Source organism: Streptomyces sp. NRRL B-24572 (assembly GCF_002156145.1).
Lineage (GTDB): Bacteria > Actinomycetota > Actinomycetes > Streptomycetales > Streptomycetaceae > Streptomyces > Streptomyces vietnamensis.
The window spans coordinates 1-15,673 of record NZ_MWIG01000505.1; the positions used below are offsets into that span (position 1 = coordinate 1).

The 15,673-nt window shown below is 74.8% G+C and carries 16 protein-coding genes and 1 pseudogene; 8 read left to right on the forward strand and 9 right to left on the reverse strand.

Annotated elements, in window-relative coordinates; genetic code table 11:
• Positions 1 to 4 precede the first annotated feature (4 nt).
• Both CCN56_RS27960 and miaB read right to left on the reverse strand, forming a co-directional pair.
• Positions 5 to 715 (reverse strand): class III extradiol dioxygenase subunit B-like domain-containing protein, encoded by a 711-nt coding sequence (locus tag CCN56_RS27960; protein WP_086830731.1) that lies wholly within the window; start codon positions 713 to 715, stop codon positions 5 to 7.
• Between the two features lie 90 nt (positions 716 to 805).
• Positions 806 to 2,329 (reverse strand): tRNA (N6-isopentenyl adenosine(37)-C2)-methylthiotransferase MiaB, encoded by a 1,524-nt coding sequence (gene miaB / locus CCN56_RS27965; RefSeq protein ID WP_086830733.1) that lies wholly within the window; start codon positions 2,327 to 2,329, stop codon positions 806 to 808.
• A 93-nt stretch (positions 2,330 to 2,422) separates the two neighbouring features.
• On the opposite strand from miaB, the gene CCN56_RS27970 reads away from it, so the two are divergent.
• The 6 genes from CCN56_RS27970 to CCN56_RS27995 are packed head-to-tail and all read left to right on the forward strand — an operon-like array spanning position 2,423 to position 6,964.
• Positions 2,423 to 3,208, forward strand: a complete 786-nt coding sequence (locus CCN56_RS27970) for a DeoR/GlpR family DNA-binding transcription regulator (RefSeq protein WP_086830735.1) — start codon at positions 2,423 to 2,425, stop codon at positions 3,206 to 3,208.
• A 52-nt stretch (positions 3,209 to 3,260) separates the two neighbouring features.
• On the forward strand, positions 3,261 to 3,638 hold the full coding sequence (locus tag CCN56_RS27975) for a DUF4406 domain-containing protein (protein ID WP_086830737.1): 378 nt from the start codon (positions 3,261 to 3,263) through the stop codon (positions 3,636 to 3,638).
• Positions 3,635 to 4,411, forward strand: a complete 777-nt coding sequence (locus CCN56_RS27980) for an NUDIX domain-containing protein (protein WP_086830739.1) — start codon at positions 3,635 to 3,637, stop codon at positions 4,409 to 4,411. Before CCN56_RS27975 ends, CCN56_RS27980 begins: the two co-directional genes overlap by 4 nt.
• Before the next feature lie 59 nt (positions 4,412 to 4,470).
• On the forward strand, positions 4,471 to 5,151 hold the full coding sequence (locus CCN56_RS27985; protein WP_086830741.1) for a DedA family protein: 681 nt from the start codon (positions 4,471 to 4,473) through the stop codon (positions 5,149 to 5,151).
• Positions 5,152 to 5,195: 44 nt separating this feature from the next.
• Positions 5,196 to 6,329 (forward strand): sensor histidine kinase, encoded by a 1,134-nt coding sequence (locus CCN56_RS27990; protein WP_086830742.1) that lies wholly within the window; start codon positions 5,196 to 5,198, stop codon positions 6,327 to 6,329.
• A complete protein-coding gene (locus tag CCN56_RS27995; protein ID WP_041131589.1) occupies positions 6,320 to 6,964 on the forward strand; it encodes a response regulator transcription factor in 645 nt (214 codons plus the stop codon). Before CCN56_RS27990 ends, CCN56_RS27995 begins: the two co-directional genes overlap by 10 nt.
• Here the strand turns inward: CCN56_RS27995 and CCN56_RS28000 are convergent.
• The gene (locus CCN56_RS28000) at positions 6,949 to 8,052 is read right to left on the reverse strand and encodes a CaiB/BaiF CoA-transferase family protein (RefSeq protein ID WP_086830744.1); all 1,104 of its coding nucleotides are present in this window, start codon (positions 8,050 to 8,052) and stop codon (positions 6,949 to 6,951) included. The genes CCN56_RS27995 and CCN56_RS28000 overlap by 16 nt on opposite strands.
• A 207-nt stretch (positions 8,053 to 8,259) precedes the next feature.
• On the opposite strand from CCN56_RS28000, the pseudogene CCN56_RS28005 reads away from it, so the two are divergent.
• Positions 8,260 to 8,526 (forward strand): annotated as a pseudogene (locus CCN56_RS28005) (Ohr family peroxiredoxin); the annotation flags it as partial.
• Positions 8,527 to 8,687: 161 nt separating this feature from the next.
• On the opposite strand, the gene hemL reads toward CCN56_RS28005, so the two are convergent.
• The 6 genes from hemL to CCN56_RS28035 form a co-directional block, all read right to left on the reverse strand.
• Positions 8,688 to 9,986, reverse strand: coding sequence for a glutamate-1-semialdehyde 2,1-aminomutase (gene hemL / locus CCN56_RS28010; RefSeq protein WP_086830746.1), 1,299 nt, complete (start codon positions 9,984 to 9,986; stop codon positions 8,688 to 8,690).
• Complete coding sequence (locus tag CCN56_RS28015; protein ID WP_256962188.1) at positions 9,983 to 10,636, reverse strand: acetate--CoA ligase family protein; 654 nt, start codon at positions 10,634 to 10,636, stop codon at positions 9,983 to 9,985. The genes hemL and CCN56_RS28015 overlap by 4 nt, the downstream gene beginning before the upstream one ends.
• A gap of 49 nt (positions 10,637 to 10,685) precedes the next feature.
• Positions 10,686 to 11,345, reverse strand: a complete 660-nt coding sequence (locus CCN56_RS28020) for a CAP domain-containing protein (RefSeq protein ID WP_086830747.1) — start codon at positions 11,343 to 11,345, stop codon at positions 10,686 to 10,688.
• 138 nt (positions 11,346 to 11,483) lie between these two features.
• Entirely contained in the window at positions 11,484 to 12,356 is an 873-nt protein-coding gene (locus CCN56_RS28025) for a universal stress protein (protein ID WP_086830749.1), read from the reverse strand.
• Between the two features lie 135 nt (positions 12,357 to 12,491).
• Positions 12,492 to 13,811 (reverse strand): acyl-CoA dehydrogenase, encoded by a 1,320-nt coding sequence (locus CCN56_RS28030; protein WP_086830751.1) that lies wholly within the window; start codon positions 13,809 to 13,811, stop codon positions 12,492 to 12,494.
• Positions 13,812 to 13,969: 158 nt separating this feature from the next.
• Positions 13,970 to 14,425: an Rrf2 family transcriptional regulator gene (locus CCN56_RS28035; protein ID WP_086830752.1), complete on the reverse strand. Its 456-nt coding sequence runs from the start codon at positions 14,423 to 14,425 to the stop codon at positions 13,970 to 13,972.
• 440 nt (positions 14,426 to 14,865) lie between these two features.
• On the opposite strand from CCN56_RS28035, the gene CCN56_RS28040 reads away from it, so the two are divergent.
• Positions 14,866 to 15,673, forward strand: an 808-nt coding sequence (locus tag CCN56_RS28040; protein WP_086830754.1) for a glutathione S-transferase C-terminal domain-containing protein, incomplete at its 3' end; no start/stop codon positions are given.

Here is a 15,673-nt window from a genome sequence, read left to right on the forward strand (position 1 = left end):
GGCGTCAGGACCAGGCCGCCACGAAGTACCCCACGCCGTACGGGGCGTCCTCGAAGAGCAGGCGGCCGTCGAGCCCCGCGCCCTCGGCGGCGCCCGCGAGGACCTGCCAGGGGGCGCGGCCTGCCGCCTTCAGCTCGTCCGCGAGCCCGGCGTCCAGCGCGAGCAGCGCGGCCACGTCGGCCGTGCCGAGCGCCCGGGCGGCCTCCGCGTCGAAGCCGGCGGCCCGCTCGTCCAGGTAGCCGGGGGCCTTCACGGTCCGGCAGGCACTGCCGTCGCCCATCACCAGGAGGGCGGCCCTCTCGGCGGAGGCGGCGAGCTCGCGGCCGGTCCCGGCGCAGTCGTCGGGCGTGGCCGCGTTGTCGATGCCCAGGCCCTCGATCGGCGCGTCGGCCCAGCCGGCGCGGGCCAGGAGCCAGGCGCCGACGGTGAGGGAGGCGGGCAGGGGGCGACCGCCCTCTGCCCAGCCTTCGCCGAGCCGTACGGAGAGGTCGACGCCGAATCCCGCGAAGGACCCCGCCGCGCCGGCCGGGTAGGCGCCGTGCGCGCCCTCGTCGGCGGGCCCGACGACGTACAACCGGTCGGGGCGGGCGGCGGCGAGGAGCCCGACGGCGTCCGCGCAGGCCGCCCGCGCGGGGTCCAGCTCGGGGGCGGCGCCGGTCGCCACCTCGGGGACGAGGAGGGGCGGGCAGGGGCAGACGGCTGCGGCGACAAGCATGATCCGCAGCCTACTGCTCGGGCGCGCTGCCTCGCGGGCGTGGCTTCCGCGCCCGCGCCCCGTGTGGGCCCCGTGTGGGCCCACATCGCGTCAGTGGCTGCCGCAGGCCGGGGTCTCCGCCGCCGGGAGCGGGGCCGGGGCGCCGATCTTCGGGAGGCCGAGGAGGACGCCCGCCGGCTTCGGGGCCGCCGTGCGCTTCTCCCAGGCGTCGCCCGCGCGCGTACGGCGGACCGAGGAGACCTCGCCCTCGGCCAGCAGGTGGTGCGGGGCCGCGTACGTGATCTCGACCGTCACCACGTCGCCGGGGCGGACGTCCTCGGCCGGCTTGGTGAAGTGGACGAGCCGGTTGTCGGGGGCGCGGCCCGAGAGGCGGTGGGTCTCGCCGTCCTTGCGGCCCTCGCCCTCCGCGACCATGACCTCCAGGGTCCGGCCGACCTGCTTCTTGTTCTCCTCCCAGGAGATCTCCTCCTGGAGGGCGACCAGGCGCTCGTAGCGCGCCTGCACGACCTCCTTCGGGATCTGGCCCTCCATGGTCGCGGCCGGGGTGCCGGGGCGCTTGGAGTACTGGAAGGTGAAGGCGTTCGCGAAGCGGGCCTCGCGGACGGTGTGCATCGTCTGCTCGAAGTCCTCCTCGGTCTCGCCGGGGAAGCCCACGATGATGTCGGTGGAGATGGCCGCGTGCGGAATGGCCGCGCGGACCTTCTCGATGATCCCGAGGAAACGCTCCTGCCGGTAGGAGCGGCGCATCGCCTTGAGGATCGTGTCCGAGCCGGACTGGAGCGGCATGTGCAGCTGCGGCATGACGTTCGGCGTCTCGGCCATGGCCGCGATGACGTCGTCCGTGAAGTCGCGGGGGTGCGGGGAGGTGAAGCGGACGCGCTCCAGGCCCTCGATCTGCCCGCAGGCGCGCAGCAGCTTGCTGAAGGCCTCGCGGTCGCCCAGGTCGGAGCCGTACGCGTTGACGTTCTGGCCGAGCAGGGTGATCTCGGAGACGCCCTCGGCGACCAGGGCCTCGATCTCGGCGAGGATGTCGCCGGGCCGGCGGTCCTCCTCCTTGCCGCGCAGGGCCGGGACGATGCAGAAGGTGCAGGTGTTGTTGCAGCCGACGGAGATCGAGACCCAGGCGGCGTACGCGGACTCGCGGCGGGTCGGCAGCGTGGAGGGGAAGGCCTCCAGGGACTCGGCGATCTCGATCTGCGCCTCCTCCTGGACGCGGGCGCGCTCCAGGAGGACCGGCAGCTTGCCGATGTTGTGCGTGCCGAAGACCACGTCGACCCAGGGGGCCTTCTTGACGATGGTGTCGCGGTCCTTCTGGGCGAGGCAGCCGCCGACGGCGATCTGCATGCCGGGGCGCGCGGTCTTCATCGGGGCGAGCCGGCCGAGGTTGCCGTACAGCTTGTTGTCGGCGTTCTCGCGGACGGCGCAGGTGTTGAAGACGACGACGTCGGCGTCGCCGTCCGCGCCCTTGGGGGCCCGGACGTAACCCGCCTCTTCCAGCAGACCGGAGAGCCGCTCGGAGTCGTGGACGTTCATCTGGCACCCATAGGTGCGGATCTCGTAGGTCTTGGTGCCGTCAACGCTCACTGCGGTGCTCCGGTCGCTGCTGCTCGTCATGCGTCCAAGGGTAGGCGGTCCGGGGATGGCTCCCGTCCCGCCATTTCGCACATGGTGATGTTCATTCGAACATCACCGTGATAGAAAGTCGCCATGGGTGTCGCCAATCGTCTGGACCTGACCCTGCGGTTGGTGCAGGGCTCCGACCGGGTCTCCGTGTCGGAGCTCTCCCTTCGCCTGGGCGTCTCCGAAATGACCGTCCGCAGGGACCTCGACGCGCTGGAGCGCCAGGGCCTCGTGCGCCGGGTGCACGGTGGCGCCGTCGCCACGCGCACGCGTGAGGAGCAGGCGGGGTTCACCGCGCGGGAACCCTGGCAGGCCGCGACCAAGGACAGGATCGGCGCGGCCGTGGCCGCGCTCGTGGAGCCCGGTTCGCGCGTGCTCCTCGACGCGGGGACCACGACCGTGCACGTCGCCGAGCATCTGGCCGCCCGTGGCCCACTGACGGTCGCCGTGCTCAGCCTCCAGGCGGCCGTCGCCCTGGCCGACCGGCCCGGGATCGAACTCCTCGTCGTGGGCGGACGCTCCCGTCCCGGCGAGCGCTCCCTCGTCGGCCCGCTCGCGCTGCGCACCCTGGAGGCGTTGGCCTTCGACTGCTTCGTGATGTCCATCGGCGGGGTGCACGCCGAGCACGGCTGGTCGGAGTTCTCCCTCGACGACGCGGCCGTCAAGCAGGCCGGGCTCGCCCGTTCCGCCCGTACGGTCGCGGTCGCGGACGCGACGAAGCTGGGCGTGCGCGCGTTCAGCCGGGTCGCCGCCCTCGACGCGGTGGACCACTTCGTGACCGACCGGGCCGCCGAGGACGCCGCCACCCATCCCGGCGGCCCCCAGACCCTGGACGCCCTGCGGGACGCGGGCGTCCGGACGGCGCTCGCCTGAACCGGGACGCCGTAGCCCGTACCCGTACGCCTGATGGAGGAGTGATGCGGTCATGACCCCCGGTCCCCGCCCCCTGATGATCCTCGTCGCCGGCCCCTACCGGGCCGGCACCGGCGACGACCCCCGCAAGCTGGCCGCCAACGTGCGGGCGATGAACGAGGCCGCTCTCGTGCTCTTCCGCGCCGGGCACCTGCCCGTCACCGGCGAGGCCCTCGCCCTCCCGCTCCTGGAGACGGCCGGCGGCGCCGCACCCGGCGACCCGCTCTTCGACGAGATCTTCCATCCCGTCGCCGAGCGCCTGCTGTCCCGCTGCGACGCGGTGCTGCGGATCGGCGGGCCCTCCGAGGGCGCCGACCGGATGGTCGCCCAGGCCCTCGGGCAGGGCGCCGCCGTCTACACCGACATCACCGCCGTCCCGGCCGCCCGATGACCGCCGGCATCGACACCCCCGACCGCCGCGGCCGGACCGGCCTCGACCGGCACGGCCGCGATCTGACCGGCAACCCCGACGTCCGGATCCAGGACGTGGAGGTGCTGTCCTGCGACTGGTACGTCCTGCGGAAGACCACCTTCGACTTCCGGCACGGCGACGGGCACTGGAGCCGTGAGCAGCGCGAGACCTACGACCGCGGTGACGGGGCGACCGTCCTGCTCCACAACACCGACCGCCGCACCGTGCTCCTGGTCCGCCAGTTCCGCCTCCCCGCCTATGTCAACGGACACCCCGACGGCATGCTCCTCGAAACCGCCGCAGGCCTCCTCGACGGCGAGACCCCCGAGGAGGCGATCCGCCGCGAGGCCGAGGAGGAGACCGGGCACACCATCGGTGCGCCCGAGCGGGTCTTCGAGGTCTACATGAGCCCCGGCTCGGTCACCGAGCGCCTGCACTTCTTCGCCGCTCCGTACGACACGGCGCACTCCCCCGGTGAGACCCACGGGATCGCCGCCGAGGGCGAGGACGTCACCACCGTGGAGCTCCCCTTCGCGGAGGCGCTCGCCATGGTCCGCGACGGAAGGATCGCCGACGCGAAGACCGTCATGCTGCTCCAGTGGGCCGCCCTCGACGGGCCGTTCCGGCCGGGTGCCCAGGGCCTGTCCGACCCTGATCCGCCGGACAGGCCCCAGACCCTGGGGCCACCCTGCGGTTTTCCGCAGGGTGGCCGGGCGGGAAGCCTCGTACCGGGCGTGACGTGGGATTTCTAGCGTGAAGGGTGCCGGGGCGGAGGGCCCCGGGAACCCACTCGCCGTCCTGGAGATCCGCCGTGCCGATCACCTCGCTCGTCTCCCACCCCGCCCTGGCCCTGGCCGGGGAGCCCGCCGACGGGTTCGCCGGGTGGGCCGCCGGGCTCGTCGAGACGATGGGCGGGCCCGGTGCCGGGCTCGCCATCGCGCTCGAGAACCTGTTCCCGCCGCTGCCCAGCGAGGTGATCCTGCCCCTGACCGGCTTCGCCGCCGGGCAGGGGGTGCTCAGCCTCGCCTCGGCGCTGTTCTGGACGACGCTGGGCTCGGTGGTCGGGGCGGTGGCCCTCTACTGGATCGGGGCGCTGTTCGGGCAGCGGCGGATGCACGCGCTCTGGGCCCGGCTGCCGCTGGTGAAGGTCTCCGATCTGGAGCGCACCGAGCGGTGGTTCGCCCGGCACGGCACGAAGGCGGTGTTCCTCGGCCGGATGGTGCCGATCTTCCGCAGTCTCATCTCCGTCCCCGCCGGGGTCGAGCGGATGCCGATGCACCTCTTCCTCGCCCTCACGACGCTCGGCAGTCTCGTCTGGAACAGCATCCTCGTGATGGCCGGTTACTGGCTCGGGGACCGCTGGGACCTCGTCGAGGGGTACGTGGGCGTGCTGTCCAAGGCCGTCCTGGTGCTGGTCCTCGTGGCCCTGGCCGCGTTCCTCGCCGTACGGCTCCGGGGGCGCGGGCGGGCCCGGCACCGCCGTGCCTCGTGAGCGGGGAGCGAGCGCCCGCACCGTGCGAAGTAGGCTCGGGGATCATGCGAGGGGGCGAGGGAGAGGCTTCGGCGGGCCGGCGGTTCGTCGGTGTGCTGCTCGGCTGCCTCAGCTCCCTTCTCTTCCTGGTCCCCGGTCTCGTCCTCGGACCTCTTCTGCTGTGGCCCCGCGCGCGGCCCCTCCTGACGGCCGGGGCCCGGCGGCTCGCCGCCCTGGAGCGGAGCCGCCGCTCGCTGTTCTTCGGCGACCGGTTCCCCGGCGCGTACGAGGTCCCCGACCGGCGGCTGCTCCGCTACCTCGCCGCCCGCGTGGGGGCCGGTCTGGTGACCGGGCTCGTCCTCGGGCTGCTCGTCTTCGGCGAGGTCCTGGCCGTGCTGCTCGTCCGGGGCGTCGTCCGGGGCTCGCTCGGGTGGACCGAACTCCTCGGTCAGCTCCTGCTCGGCGGCGTCCTGCTCTTCCTCGACGTCCAGGGCCTGTACGCGCTGACCGCGCTCGACGCCCGCCTCGCGCGCGCGTGCTTCGGGCCGTCCGAGCAGGAGCTGCTGCAGCGGCGCATCGACGAACTCGCCCTCAGCCGGGCCGCCGTGGTCCAGGCCGTGGACACCGAGCGCCGGCGCATCGAACGCGATCTGCACGACGGCGTCCAGCAGCGGCTCGTGGCCCTGGCCATGCTGCTCGGCCGGGCGCGCCGGGGCCGGGAGCGCGACCCGGAGCAGGCGGACGCCCTGCTGCGGCAGGCGCACCGCGAGGCGCAGGACGTCCTGGCCGAGCTGCGGGACGTGGCCTGGCGGGTGTACCCCGCGGCCCTCGACAGCCTGGGCCTCGAAGAGGCGCTCGGCGGGGTGGCGCAGCGCTGCGGGATCCCGCTGCGCGTCCGGTTCGAGGCGGGGGACGCGCCGCTGCCCCGGCCGGTGGAGACCGCCGCGTACTTCGTGGTGTCGGAGGCCGTCACCAACGCCGCCAAGCACTCCGCCGCCTCCGCCGTCTCCGTGCACGTGACGCGCGACGGCCCGCTGCTCTCCGTGCGGGTCGAGGACGACGGCCGGGGCGGCGCGGACCCGGCCGGCAGCGGGCTCACCGGGCTGCGCAGCCGGGTCGCCGCGCTCGACGGGACCCTGCGCGTCGACAGCCCCCTCGGGGGACCCACCACTCTTGTCGCGGAGCTGCCGTGCGCGTGATCCTGGCCGAGGACTCGACCCTGCTGAGGGAGGGCCTGGTGCGGCTGCTCGTCGAGGAGGGCCACGAGGTGCTCGCCGCGTTCGGCGACGCGGAGACCCTCGTCGCCGAGGTGGAGGCGCGCCGCCCGGACGTCGTCGTCGCCGACATCCGGATGCCGCCGACCCACACCGACGAGGGGCTGCGGGCCGCCGTGGAGATCCGCGAGCGGCTGCCGGAGACGGGGGTGCTCGTGCTCTCCCAGTACGTCGAACGCAGCTACGCGGCCCGGCTCCTCGCCGCCGGCGCGGAACGCGTCGGCTACCTCCTCAAGGACCGGGTGGCGCAGGTCGAGGAGTTCCTCGACGCGCTGGAGCGGATCCACGCGGGCGGGGCGGCGATCGACCCGCAGGTCGTGCACCAGCTCGTCGTGCGCAGCACCCACGCCGACCCGCTGGCCCGGCTCACCCCGCGCGAGCGGGAGGTCCTGGAGGTGCTGGCCCAGGGCTACACGAACGCGGCCATCGCCCGGCAGCTGCACCTCTCGCTGAGCGCGGTCGAGAAGTACCTCAATGCCGTCTTCGACAAGCTGGAGCTCCACCGGGCCGACGGCTACAGCCGCCGGATCCTGGCCGTGCTGCGTTACCTGGAGGCCTGAGACCACTCGGTGAGGACCTCGTCCGTGTGCTCGCCCGGGAGCGGGGCGCGGCCCGGAGCGTCGGCCGGGGTGCGGTCGAAGCGGGAGGCGGGGGCCGGCTGGACGGTGTCGCCGACCTCCACGAACGCGCCGCGCGCGGCCAACTGGTGGTGCTCCGCGGCTTCTTCCGCGGTCAGGACGGGGGCCACCCCGGCGTCCACGGCGTCGAAGAGCTTGACCCAGTGCGCGCGGTCCCGGGTCGCGAAGCGGTCGGCGATCAGGGCGCGCAGCGCGGGCCAGGCGACCGGGTCGGCGCGGTCGGGGAGGGCGTCGTCCTCCGTCAGGCCGAGCTGCTCCAGGAGGTTCTGGTAGAGCCGGGGTTCGATGGCGGCGACCGCGAGGTACAGGCCGTCGGCGGCAGCGTAGAAGGTGTAGTGCGGGGCGTCGGTGACGGTGTGGTTGCCGGGGACCGCGCGCCACTGGTGGATCAGGGTGGCGATCAGGGCGGCACCGTCCGCGAGGGCGGTGTCGACGACCTGGCCCCTGCCCGAGCGCTCCCGCTCGTGGAGTGCGGCGAGCAGCCCGTGCACATGGGCGTTGGCGCCGCCGGCGAAGCTGGAGAGGTACGCGGTCGGGGGCGGCACCGGCGCTCCGGTCGCCGGGTCGGTGTCCAGGGCGCCGGTGAGGGCGAGGACCGCGAGGTCGTGGGCGGCGCGCCCGGCCCACTCGCCCTGCCCGGCCCACTCGCCCCGGCCGCCCCAGCCGCTGAGCCGCCCGTACACCAGGCGCGGGTTGCGGGCGAGGACGGCCTCGGGGCCGACGCCGAGGCGGTCGGCGACGCCGGGCCGGTAGCCCTCGACGAGGATGTCGGCCCGCTCGACGAGGGCGAGCGCCTGCTCGATGCCTTCGGGGCTCTTGAGGTCGAGGGCGACCGAACGGCGGCCGCGGGAGAGCGGGTTCTCCGGGGGCCGCTCGCCTCCGGGGGCGGCGGGTGCCCGGTCGACGCGTACGACGTCGGCGCCGAGACCGGACAGGACGGTGCCGACGAACGCGGTGGGCGCCGAGCCCGCGAATTCCAGTACGCGTACTCCGGTCAGCGGTCCCGCCATGGCCAACTCCCTTGAATTCATTGGTCAGTGATGCCCTCCACGCTATTCGGCGGCGCTCCGGAAAGGACTGCGGAGATCCGTAGCGCCGGGAATTCCGCAGCGCCGGAGACTGGGGGAATTCCCCTTCTCCCCTGTCGAAAGGAATGACGCGTGGCCGTCGTCTACACCGCCGAGGTCGCTTCCACCGGAGACGGGCGCAACGGCGCCGTGCGCTCCTCCGACGGCCTCCTCGACCTGCCGCTGTCGAGCCCCAAGGCTGTCGGCGGCTCCGGCACCGCGACCAACCCCGAGCAGCTCTTCGCCGCCGGCTACGCCGCCTGCTTCCACAGCGCGCTGCGGGTCTCCGCGCGCGAGTCCAGGACCGTGCTCGCGGACGACACCGTCACCGCCGAGGTGGCGCTGCACAAGGAGGACAGCGGCTTCCACCTGTCGGTGGTCCTCACGGTCGAACTGCCGGGGCTCGACGCCGCGGAGGCGCGGAGGCTCGCCGACGCCGCCCACGGCCGCTGCCCGTATTCGAAGGCGATCCGGGGAATGTCGAGGTGCGGATCGATCTCGCCGGCTGAATCTCCGGACGGAAAGGGCCGAGCCCCCGTGGATCCCACGGGGGCTCGATCCTTTGTACGGCTCCGTCCTCAGCGTTTCGCCGACGCCGCTGCCGCCGCCGCGGCCGGGAGCGCCTCGACCACCCGGCTCACGGCCCGGTCGTCGTGCGAGGCCGAGATGAACCAGGCCTCGAAGGGCGAGGGCGGCAGATAGACGCCCTGCCGCAGCAGTTCGTGGAAGAACGGCGTGTAGCGGTACGACTCGGTGGCGCGGACCCCGTCGAAGTCCACCACCTCGTCCTCGCCGAAGAAGACCGAGAACATGGTGCCGGAGTACTGCAGCCGGTGCGCCACGCCCTCCTTGGTGAGGGCGGCGGAGACCTCGGCGCCGATCGTGGCCGAGACCTGGTCGAGGCGTTCGTACACCTCGGGGGTGCTGTGCCGCAGGGTGGCGAGGCCGGCGGCGGTGGCGACCGGGTTCCCGGAGAGGGTGCCCGCCTGGTAGACGGGGCCCGCCGGGGCGAGGTGGGCCATGACGTCGGCGCGGCCGCCGAAGGCCGCCGCCGGGAAGCCGCCGCCCATGACCTTGCCGAAGGTCAGCAGGTCGGGTGCGACGCCGTCCCGGCCGTACCAGCCGGAGCGGCTGGCACGGAAGCCGGTCATGACCTCGTCGGAGACGAACAGCGCGCCGTGGCGGGCGGTGATCTCCTTGAGGCCGGCGTTGAAGCCGGGCAGCGGGGGAACGGCGCCCATGTTGCCGGGGGCCGCCTCGGTGATGACGGCGGCGATCTCGTCGCCGATCTCGGCGAAGACCTTCTCGACCGCCGCCAGGTCGTTGTACGGCAGGACGATCGTGTCGCTCGCCTGGGCGCCGGTGACGCCGGGGGTGTCGGGCAGCGCGAAGGTCGCGAGGCCGGAGCCGGCGGAGGCGAGCAGGGCGTCCACGTGGCCGTGGTAGCAGCCCGCGAACTTCACGATCTTGCTGCGGCCCGTGAAGCCGCGCGCCAGGCGGATCGCGGACATCGTCGCCTCGGTGCCGGAGCTGACCAGGCGGACCTGCTCGACGGGGGCGACCCGGTCGACGATCTCCTCGGCGAGTTCGACCTCTCCGGTGGACGGCGCCCCGAAGGAGGTGCCGCGCTCCAGGGCCCGGGTGACGGCCTCGACGACGGCCGGGTGACGGTGGCCGAGGATCATCGGGCCCCAGGAGCAGATGAGGTCGACGTACTCGTTGCCGTCGCTGTCGGTGAGGTACGGGCCCTCGGCGGAGGCGATGAAGCGGGGGGTTCCGCCGACGGCGCCGAAGGCGCGGACGGGCGAGTTGACGCCGCCGGGGGTGACCTTGCGGGCGCGCTCGAAGAGGGCCCTGCTGTTCTCCGTACCGCTCATCGCGCCGTCTCCTCGGAAGCTTCGACACTGAGCGCCGCGTCCAGGACGACCGCGCCCTTCCTGAGGACCCGCACCGGGTTGAGGTCGAGGGCGAAGCCGGCCGGCCAGTCCTGGACCAGTTCGCCGACCTTGTGGAGGAGTTCGGCGGCGGCCTCGACGTCCACGGCGGCCCGGCCGCGGGTCCCGGCGAGTATCCTCGCGCCGCGCAGCCCGGCGAGGAGCTCGGCGCCCCCGCCCGGGGCGAGCGGCAGGAGCCGGTGGCCGACGTCGTCGAGGACCTCGGTGAAGATGCCGCCGAGACCGGCGGTGAGTACGGGGCCCAGATCGGTGGTGTGGACGCCGACGATCAACTCGACGCCTTCGCCGACGAGTTCCTCGACGAGCACCTGACCGCCGAGCGCGGCGAGCCGCCCGTACGCCTCGGGCGCGGTCTCGGCGGTGACGCCGATCTCGACGCCGCCGGCCTCCGTCTTGTGGAGCAGGCCGGGGACGACGGCCTTGAGCACCGCCGTACCGCCGACCTCGGTCACGGCCGCCGCCGCGTCCTCGGCGCTCGCGGCGATCCGGCCCTTCGGCACGGCGATCCCGGCCTCGGCGAGGAGTGCCTTCAGCTGCGGCTCCGTGGCGTCGGCGCCCGGTCCCGGCGGCACGATCTGGGTGCAGAAGCTGGCCGCCCCCGCCCCCTGAGCGCAGGGGCCCTCAGCGTCTGGCGCCGAAGTCCTGCACCCACCAGGGGCCGTTGGCGGCCAGGCTCACCCCGACGCCGATGTCCTTGAACGAGCAGTTGAGGATGTTCGCCCGGTGCCCGGGGGAGTCCATCCAGTCCTCCATGGCCCGCTCCGGGGTCTTCGGCCCGCGGTGGATGTTCTCCCCCCAGGCCGCCCACGCGTACCCGGCACCGCTGATCCGGTCGCCCGCGTCCCGGCCCTCCGGGCTGTGGTGCTCGTAGTAGTCGCGGGCGGCCATGTCGTCGGCGTGCCCCTGCGCGGCGGCCCGCAGATGCCCCTCGGTGCGGAGCGGGCCGCAACCGGCCTTCTCGCGCTCGGCGTTGGCGAGCTCCACGACGTCCCGCACGAACCGCGCGGCCTTCCCCGCGGCCGCCGTCGACCGGTCCGGGGCGGCGGCCGCGGCCGTCGTGCCGGTCGCGGGAGTGGCCACGTACATTCCGGTCGCCACCGTGAGCACGACGGCCGCGGCTCCGGCGAGCGTGACGGCGGTGCGGAAGGACGGACGGCGCGGTCCGTGCCACCGCGATCCGCCGGCTCTGCGGTGCCGGCCCCCGGCGGGGGGCTCGGGGCTCGCGAAGCGGTCGGTGTGGTCGGGGTGTTCCGAGTGGCCGGGACGGTCGTGGTGCCGCATGGAGCTCCGCTCTCTCGCCGAGGTCGCCGTTCGGTCCGGCGCCGGGAGAGCCACCGGGGCGACGGCGGTAAGACTTTCCGGCCCCGCCCGCCCCGACACTCCTCGTCAACGCGGCGCGTCAACCCGCGTACGAGCCTGTCAGTCCTGCGGGATCACCGCCACCGGGCAGGGCGCGAGGTGGAGCGCCGCGTGCGCCACCGAACCGATCCGCGGCCCGACGGCCCCGCGCCGGGCGCGCCGGCCGACCACCAGGAGCTGGGCGCCGCCCGAGCCCGAAAGCAGCACCTGCCCGGCGCTGCCCAGCTCGACGTGCTCGGTCACCGGCACGTCGGGGTACCGCTCGCGCCAGGGGGTGAGCGCCTCGCGCAGCGCCTTCTCCTCGTACGGGACGAGCCCGCCGGCCTCGTCCGCGAGCCGCATCGACGCCGGGCTGTACGCGTAGAGGGCCGGCAGGCTCCACGCGCGCACGGCCCGCACCGCCGCCCCGCGCGCGGCGGCGGTCTCGAAGGCGAAGCCGAGCGCGGCCGCGCTGTCCTCCGGGCTGCCGTGCTGACCGACGAGCACGTACCCCGACGGCGGTTCGGCCTGCTCGCCGTCGCGGGAGCGGACGGCGACGACGGGGCGGGTGGTGCCGGCGATGATCTGCTGCCCGTACGAGCCGAGCAGGAAGCCGGTGACGGCGCCGTGGCCGCGCGAGCCGATGACGAGCAGCTCGGCCCGGTCCTCGGCGCCGAGCAGCGCGGCGACCGGGGTGTCGGGGAGCAGCTCGGTCGTGAGCGCGAGCCCCGGGTGGCGCTCGGCGATCGCGGCCTCGGCCTCGCGCAGCACGGCGTACGCCGCGCGCTGCTGGGTCTCGGGGTCCTGGGCCAGGGGGATGTCGAGGGGTTCCCAGCGCCACGCGTGCGCGAGCCGTAGCGGGAGGCCCCGGTGCAGGGCCTCGCGGGCGGCCCAGTCGGCCGCGGCGAGGCTCTCGGGGGAACCGTCCACTCCTGCGACGATCTCACGACTCATCGGGCTGCCTCCGTCGGTGCGGTGACGGGCCCGCCGGCCGGCGGGCCCTCCTCCCTCCAGCTTGGGCCCATCGGCGGCTCGACGAGAGGGCCGGACGTCCCGACATGCCGGTCCTTCCGGCCCTGCCGACGCCCTCTAGGCCAGCAGGGTGAGCCGGGCGTGGGTGCCGTTGAGGTAGTGGTCCCCGATGTCGCGGAGCCGGTGGGCCGCCTGCGTGGGGGCGGTGAGCGCGCGGGCGTTGCGCCAGAAGCGGTCGAAGCCCGGCCCGCCGCCCCGGGCGTCGGCTCCCGCCGTGCCGTCGACGAGTTCGAGGATGCGGGTGGTGATGTGGACGGCCGCCCGGCCGGTGACGGTCTCGGCCGCCGCCACGAGGACGGCGATGTCGGCGCGTTCCTCCAGGCCGAGCGACCGCTCGGCGAGCAGCCCCCGGGCGAGGGCGTCCGTCGCCCGCTCCACCACCGCGGCGGCGGCGTGCGCGGCGGTCGCCAACTCCCCGTAGGCGAGGAGGAGATACGGGTCGTCCCCGGCGCCGAGCGTGGCCGACGGGCCTTCCGGGCGGCCGGCGGGGACGGGGCCCGCCTGCTCGGCGCGGCTGATGTCGCGCGCCTCGGCGAGCGCCCCCTCGGCGATGCCGAGACCGACCTGGACGAGCAGCAGCCGCAGGGCGAGGGGGGCGAGGGTGGTGAAGGGGGCGACGGCGTGCTCGTCGTGCGGGAGGGCCCCGAGGACGTGCCCGGCCGGCACCGGGACGTGGTCGAAGGTGACGGTGCCGGCGCCGGTCAGGCGCTGACCGACCCGGTCCGCACCGGGGTCCGTGAACACCCCCGGGTGGGCCGGGTCCACGAGGACGACGAGCAGGTCGCCGGTGCCGCCGGGCCGTGCGCCGACGACGAGCCGGTCGGCGACCGTCACGCCCGAGGCGAAGGTGCGGCGCCCGTCGAGGATCCAGTCGGCGCCGGGCCCGTCGGCGGGGGTGAGCGTGAGGCCGGGGTCGGACTCGGTGCGCGGCGCCTCGACGCCGCCGGCGAGCAGCCAGTGCTCCTCGGCCGCACACACGTCGAGGGCGGGCGCGGCGCCGGCGCCGGGCGCGGGGCCGAAGAAGCGGCTGCTCCAGGACAAGGCGTAGTGGTGGGCGAGGAGTTCGCCCACGGAGCTGTCGGCGGTGGAGATCTCCCGTACGACCGCGCAGGCGGCCCGCCAGTCCGCGCCCCGCCGGGTCGGTCCCGGCGCCGTGAGGAGGGCGGGCAGCCCGGCCTCCTGGAGGCGCCCGACCTCGTCGAAGGGGGCCTTGCCGGCCCGGTCGCGGGCGAGGGCGTCGACGGCGAGGTCGTCGGCCAGCTCGCGGGTGACACGGGGCCAGATCTCGTCGTCGGCGGGCCGGTCGACGGGCCCGCCGGGCGGTGCGGAGGCGGTGCGTATCGCTGGTCTCTTCGGCGATTTCCTCGGCGTACTCACGTCACCTCACCCGATCCCCAGTATCCCCACTGGAATAGTAGGGATACTGACAGAGCCGACCGCCAGGACCCAAGGGGCGTCCACGGGTTGGACGAGGCCGTACCGGTGGGTGGGACGGGGTCAGGTCCGCGCAGGTGGCGTGAGGTCGACCCCGGCGGTCAGGGGTTGGTCCACGCCTCCGGGTCCTCCGCGAGCGCGACGATCTCCGCCGGGAGCTTCGCCGACGCCAGCTCCGCGAGGGACACCCCGAGCACCCCGCGGACACTCGCCCGCAGCGCGATCCACAGCGTGAGCAGCGACTCGGCGGGCCCCGTGTACGACAGGTCCGGCGGCCGCTCCCCGCGCACGGACACCAGTGGACCGTCCACGCAGCGGATCACGTCCGCGACCGAGATCGTCTCGGCCGGCCGGGCCAGCCAGTACCCCCCGTTGCCGCCGCGCTGGCTCTGCACCAGGCCGCCCTTGCGCATGTCGCCGAGGATGCCCTCCAGGAACTTGTGCGAGATGTCCTGGTCCGCCGCGATGGCCTCGGCCTTCAGCGGCCCCGCGTCCTGGGCTGCGGCGAGCTGGAGGGCGGCCCGCACCGCGTAGTCGGCCCTGGCTGAAATGCGCATGCGCGCATTATTCCGCACGGACGTGACCGGATCCGTGCACCCGCGAGGCGCCCCGTACCGCACCCTTGACGCCGTCCGCGAGCCGCCGGACACTCGAGGACGGGAAAACCGAGCGAACAGGTAGGAAACCATGGGACGCACCGGCCGGAGGGACACCTCGCCCGCCGCGCCCCTCCCGCGCCCGCTGTCCCTCACCTCCCGCCGCCACATCGATCTGCTGCGGGTCTGCAGCGCCGCGAGTCGCCGTCCCCGCCCGGGCGTCCGCCGGTCCGCCGGGGCCTGATCCGCAGGACAGGCCCCCCGGGACGGTTCCGCGCCCGCCGCGGTCCGACCGTCACCCCTTCCCGTACCCCTGCTGCCTCCGGGCCCCGTGCGACCACTGCCGTGTCGCGCTGTCGCGCGCCGCCCGACCCAGCACCGAGCGCCTTCGAGGGAGAAGCATGTCCGTCGTCGTCCCGTCCTCGCTCCTGCCCGCCTCCGCCGTCCCCGTCTTCCGCGGCCGGATCGGCCGCGACGCGAACAGCGGCCACTACGCCGTCCCGCACCGCTACCGCCTCCACGTCGACCCGGCGGACCCCCGGTGTCTGGGCATCGCCCTCACCCACAGCCTGCTCGGACTCGACGACACGCTCCCGCTCACCGTGCTGTCCGGCACCCCCGACGCGCCCGACGGCGGATACGCCGCACTCCGCCCGCTGTACGAGGCGAGCGCCCACCTCTACACCGGGCCGGCCGCCGCGCCCGTGCTCAGCGACGGCTGGACCGGACGGATCGTCAGCACCCACGCCCCCGACATCCTCCGGGACCTCGCCCTGCGCTTCCGGGGCGAAGGACCCGACCTGCTGCCCGAGGCGCACCGCGACGCCGTCGACGCGATCGCCGACCTGTGCGAGCGGAGCGTCAACCGGGCCGCCCAGCGCGCCGGGGAGCTCGGACTCGACGGCGAGGCCGCCCACCGCGACCCGCTCGCCGTCCTCTTCGCCGCACTCGGCTCCCTCGAACGCCGCCTCGCCCGGGGGCCGTACGTCCTCGGCGACGCGCCGACCGCCGCCGACGTGCACGTCTGGGTCACCCTCGTCCAGCTCGACACCGTCCACCGCTGGCACCTCGACGCCGCCGCCATGGACCGGGTCGCCGGCCACCCCGCGCTGTGGGCCTACGCCCAGCGCCTCGCCGTCCGCCCCGAGTTCGCCCGCCACCTCGACATCGACGCCCTCCTGCGCCGCCACCGCGCCCACTGCCGCGGCC

Bases quoted from the DNA above. Each gene is read 5' to 3' on its own strand.
- CCN56_RS27960 (WP_086830731.1), bottom strand. From the start codon at position 715: ATGCTTGTCGCCGCAGCCGTCTGCCCCTGCCCGCCCCTCCTCGTCCCC.
- CCN56_RS28025 (WP_086830749.1), bottom strand. From the start codon at position 12,356: ATGAGTCGTGAGATCGTCGCAGGAGTGGACGGTTCCCCCGAGAGCCTC.
- CCN56_RS28000 (WP_086830744.1), bottom strand. From the start codon at position 8,052: ATGGCGGGACCGCTGACCGGAGTACGCGTACTGGAATTCGCGGGCTCG.
- CCN56_RS27990 (WP_086830742.1), top strand. From the start codon at position 5,196: ATGCGAGGGGGCGAGGGAGAGGCTTCGGCGGGCCGGCGGTTCGTCGGT.
- CCN56_RS27975 (WP_086830737.1), top strand. From the start codon at position 3,261: ATGACCCCCGGTCCCCGCCCCCTGATGATCCTCGTCGCCGGCCCCTAC.
- CCN56_RS27980 (WP_086830739.1), top strand. From the start codon at position 3,635: ATGACCGCCGGCATCGACACCCCCGACCGCCGCGGCCGGACCGGCCTC.
- hemL (WP_086830746.1), bottom strand. From the start codon at position 9,986: ATGAGCGGTACGGAGAACAGCAGGGCCCTCTTCGAGCGCGCCCGCAAG.
- CCN56_RS27970 (WP_086830735.1), top strand. From the start codon at position 2,423: ATGGGTGTCGCCAATCGTCTGGACCTGACCCTGCGGTTGGTGCAGGGC.
- CCN56_RS28035 (WP_086830752.1), bottom strand. From the start codon at position 14,425: ATGCGCATTTCAGCCAGGGCCGACTACGCGGTGCGGGCCGCCCTCCAG.
- miaB (WP_086830733.1), bottom strand. From the start codon at position 2,329: ATGACGAGCAGCAGCGACCGGAGCACCGCAGTGAGCGTTGACGGCACC.
- CCN56_RS28020 (WP_086830747.1), bottom strand. From the start codon at position 11,345: ATGCGGCACCACGACCGTCCCGGCCACTCGGAACACCCCGACCACACC.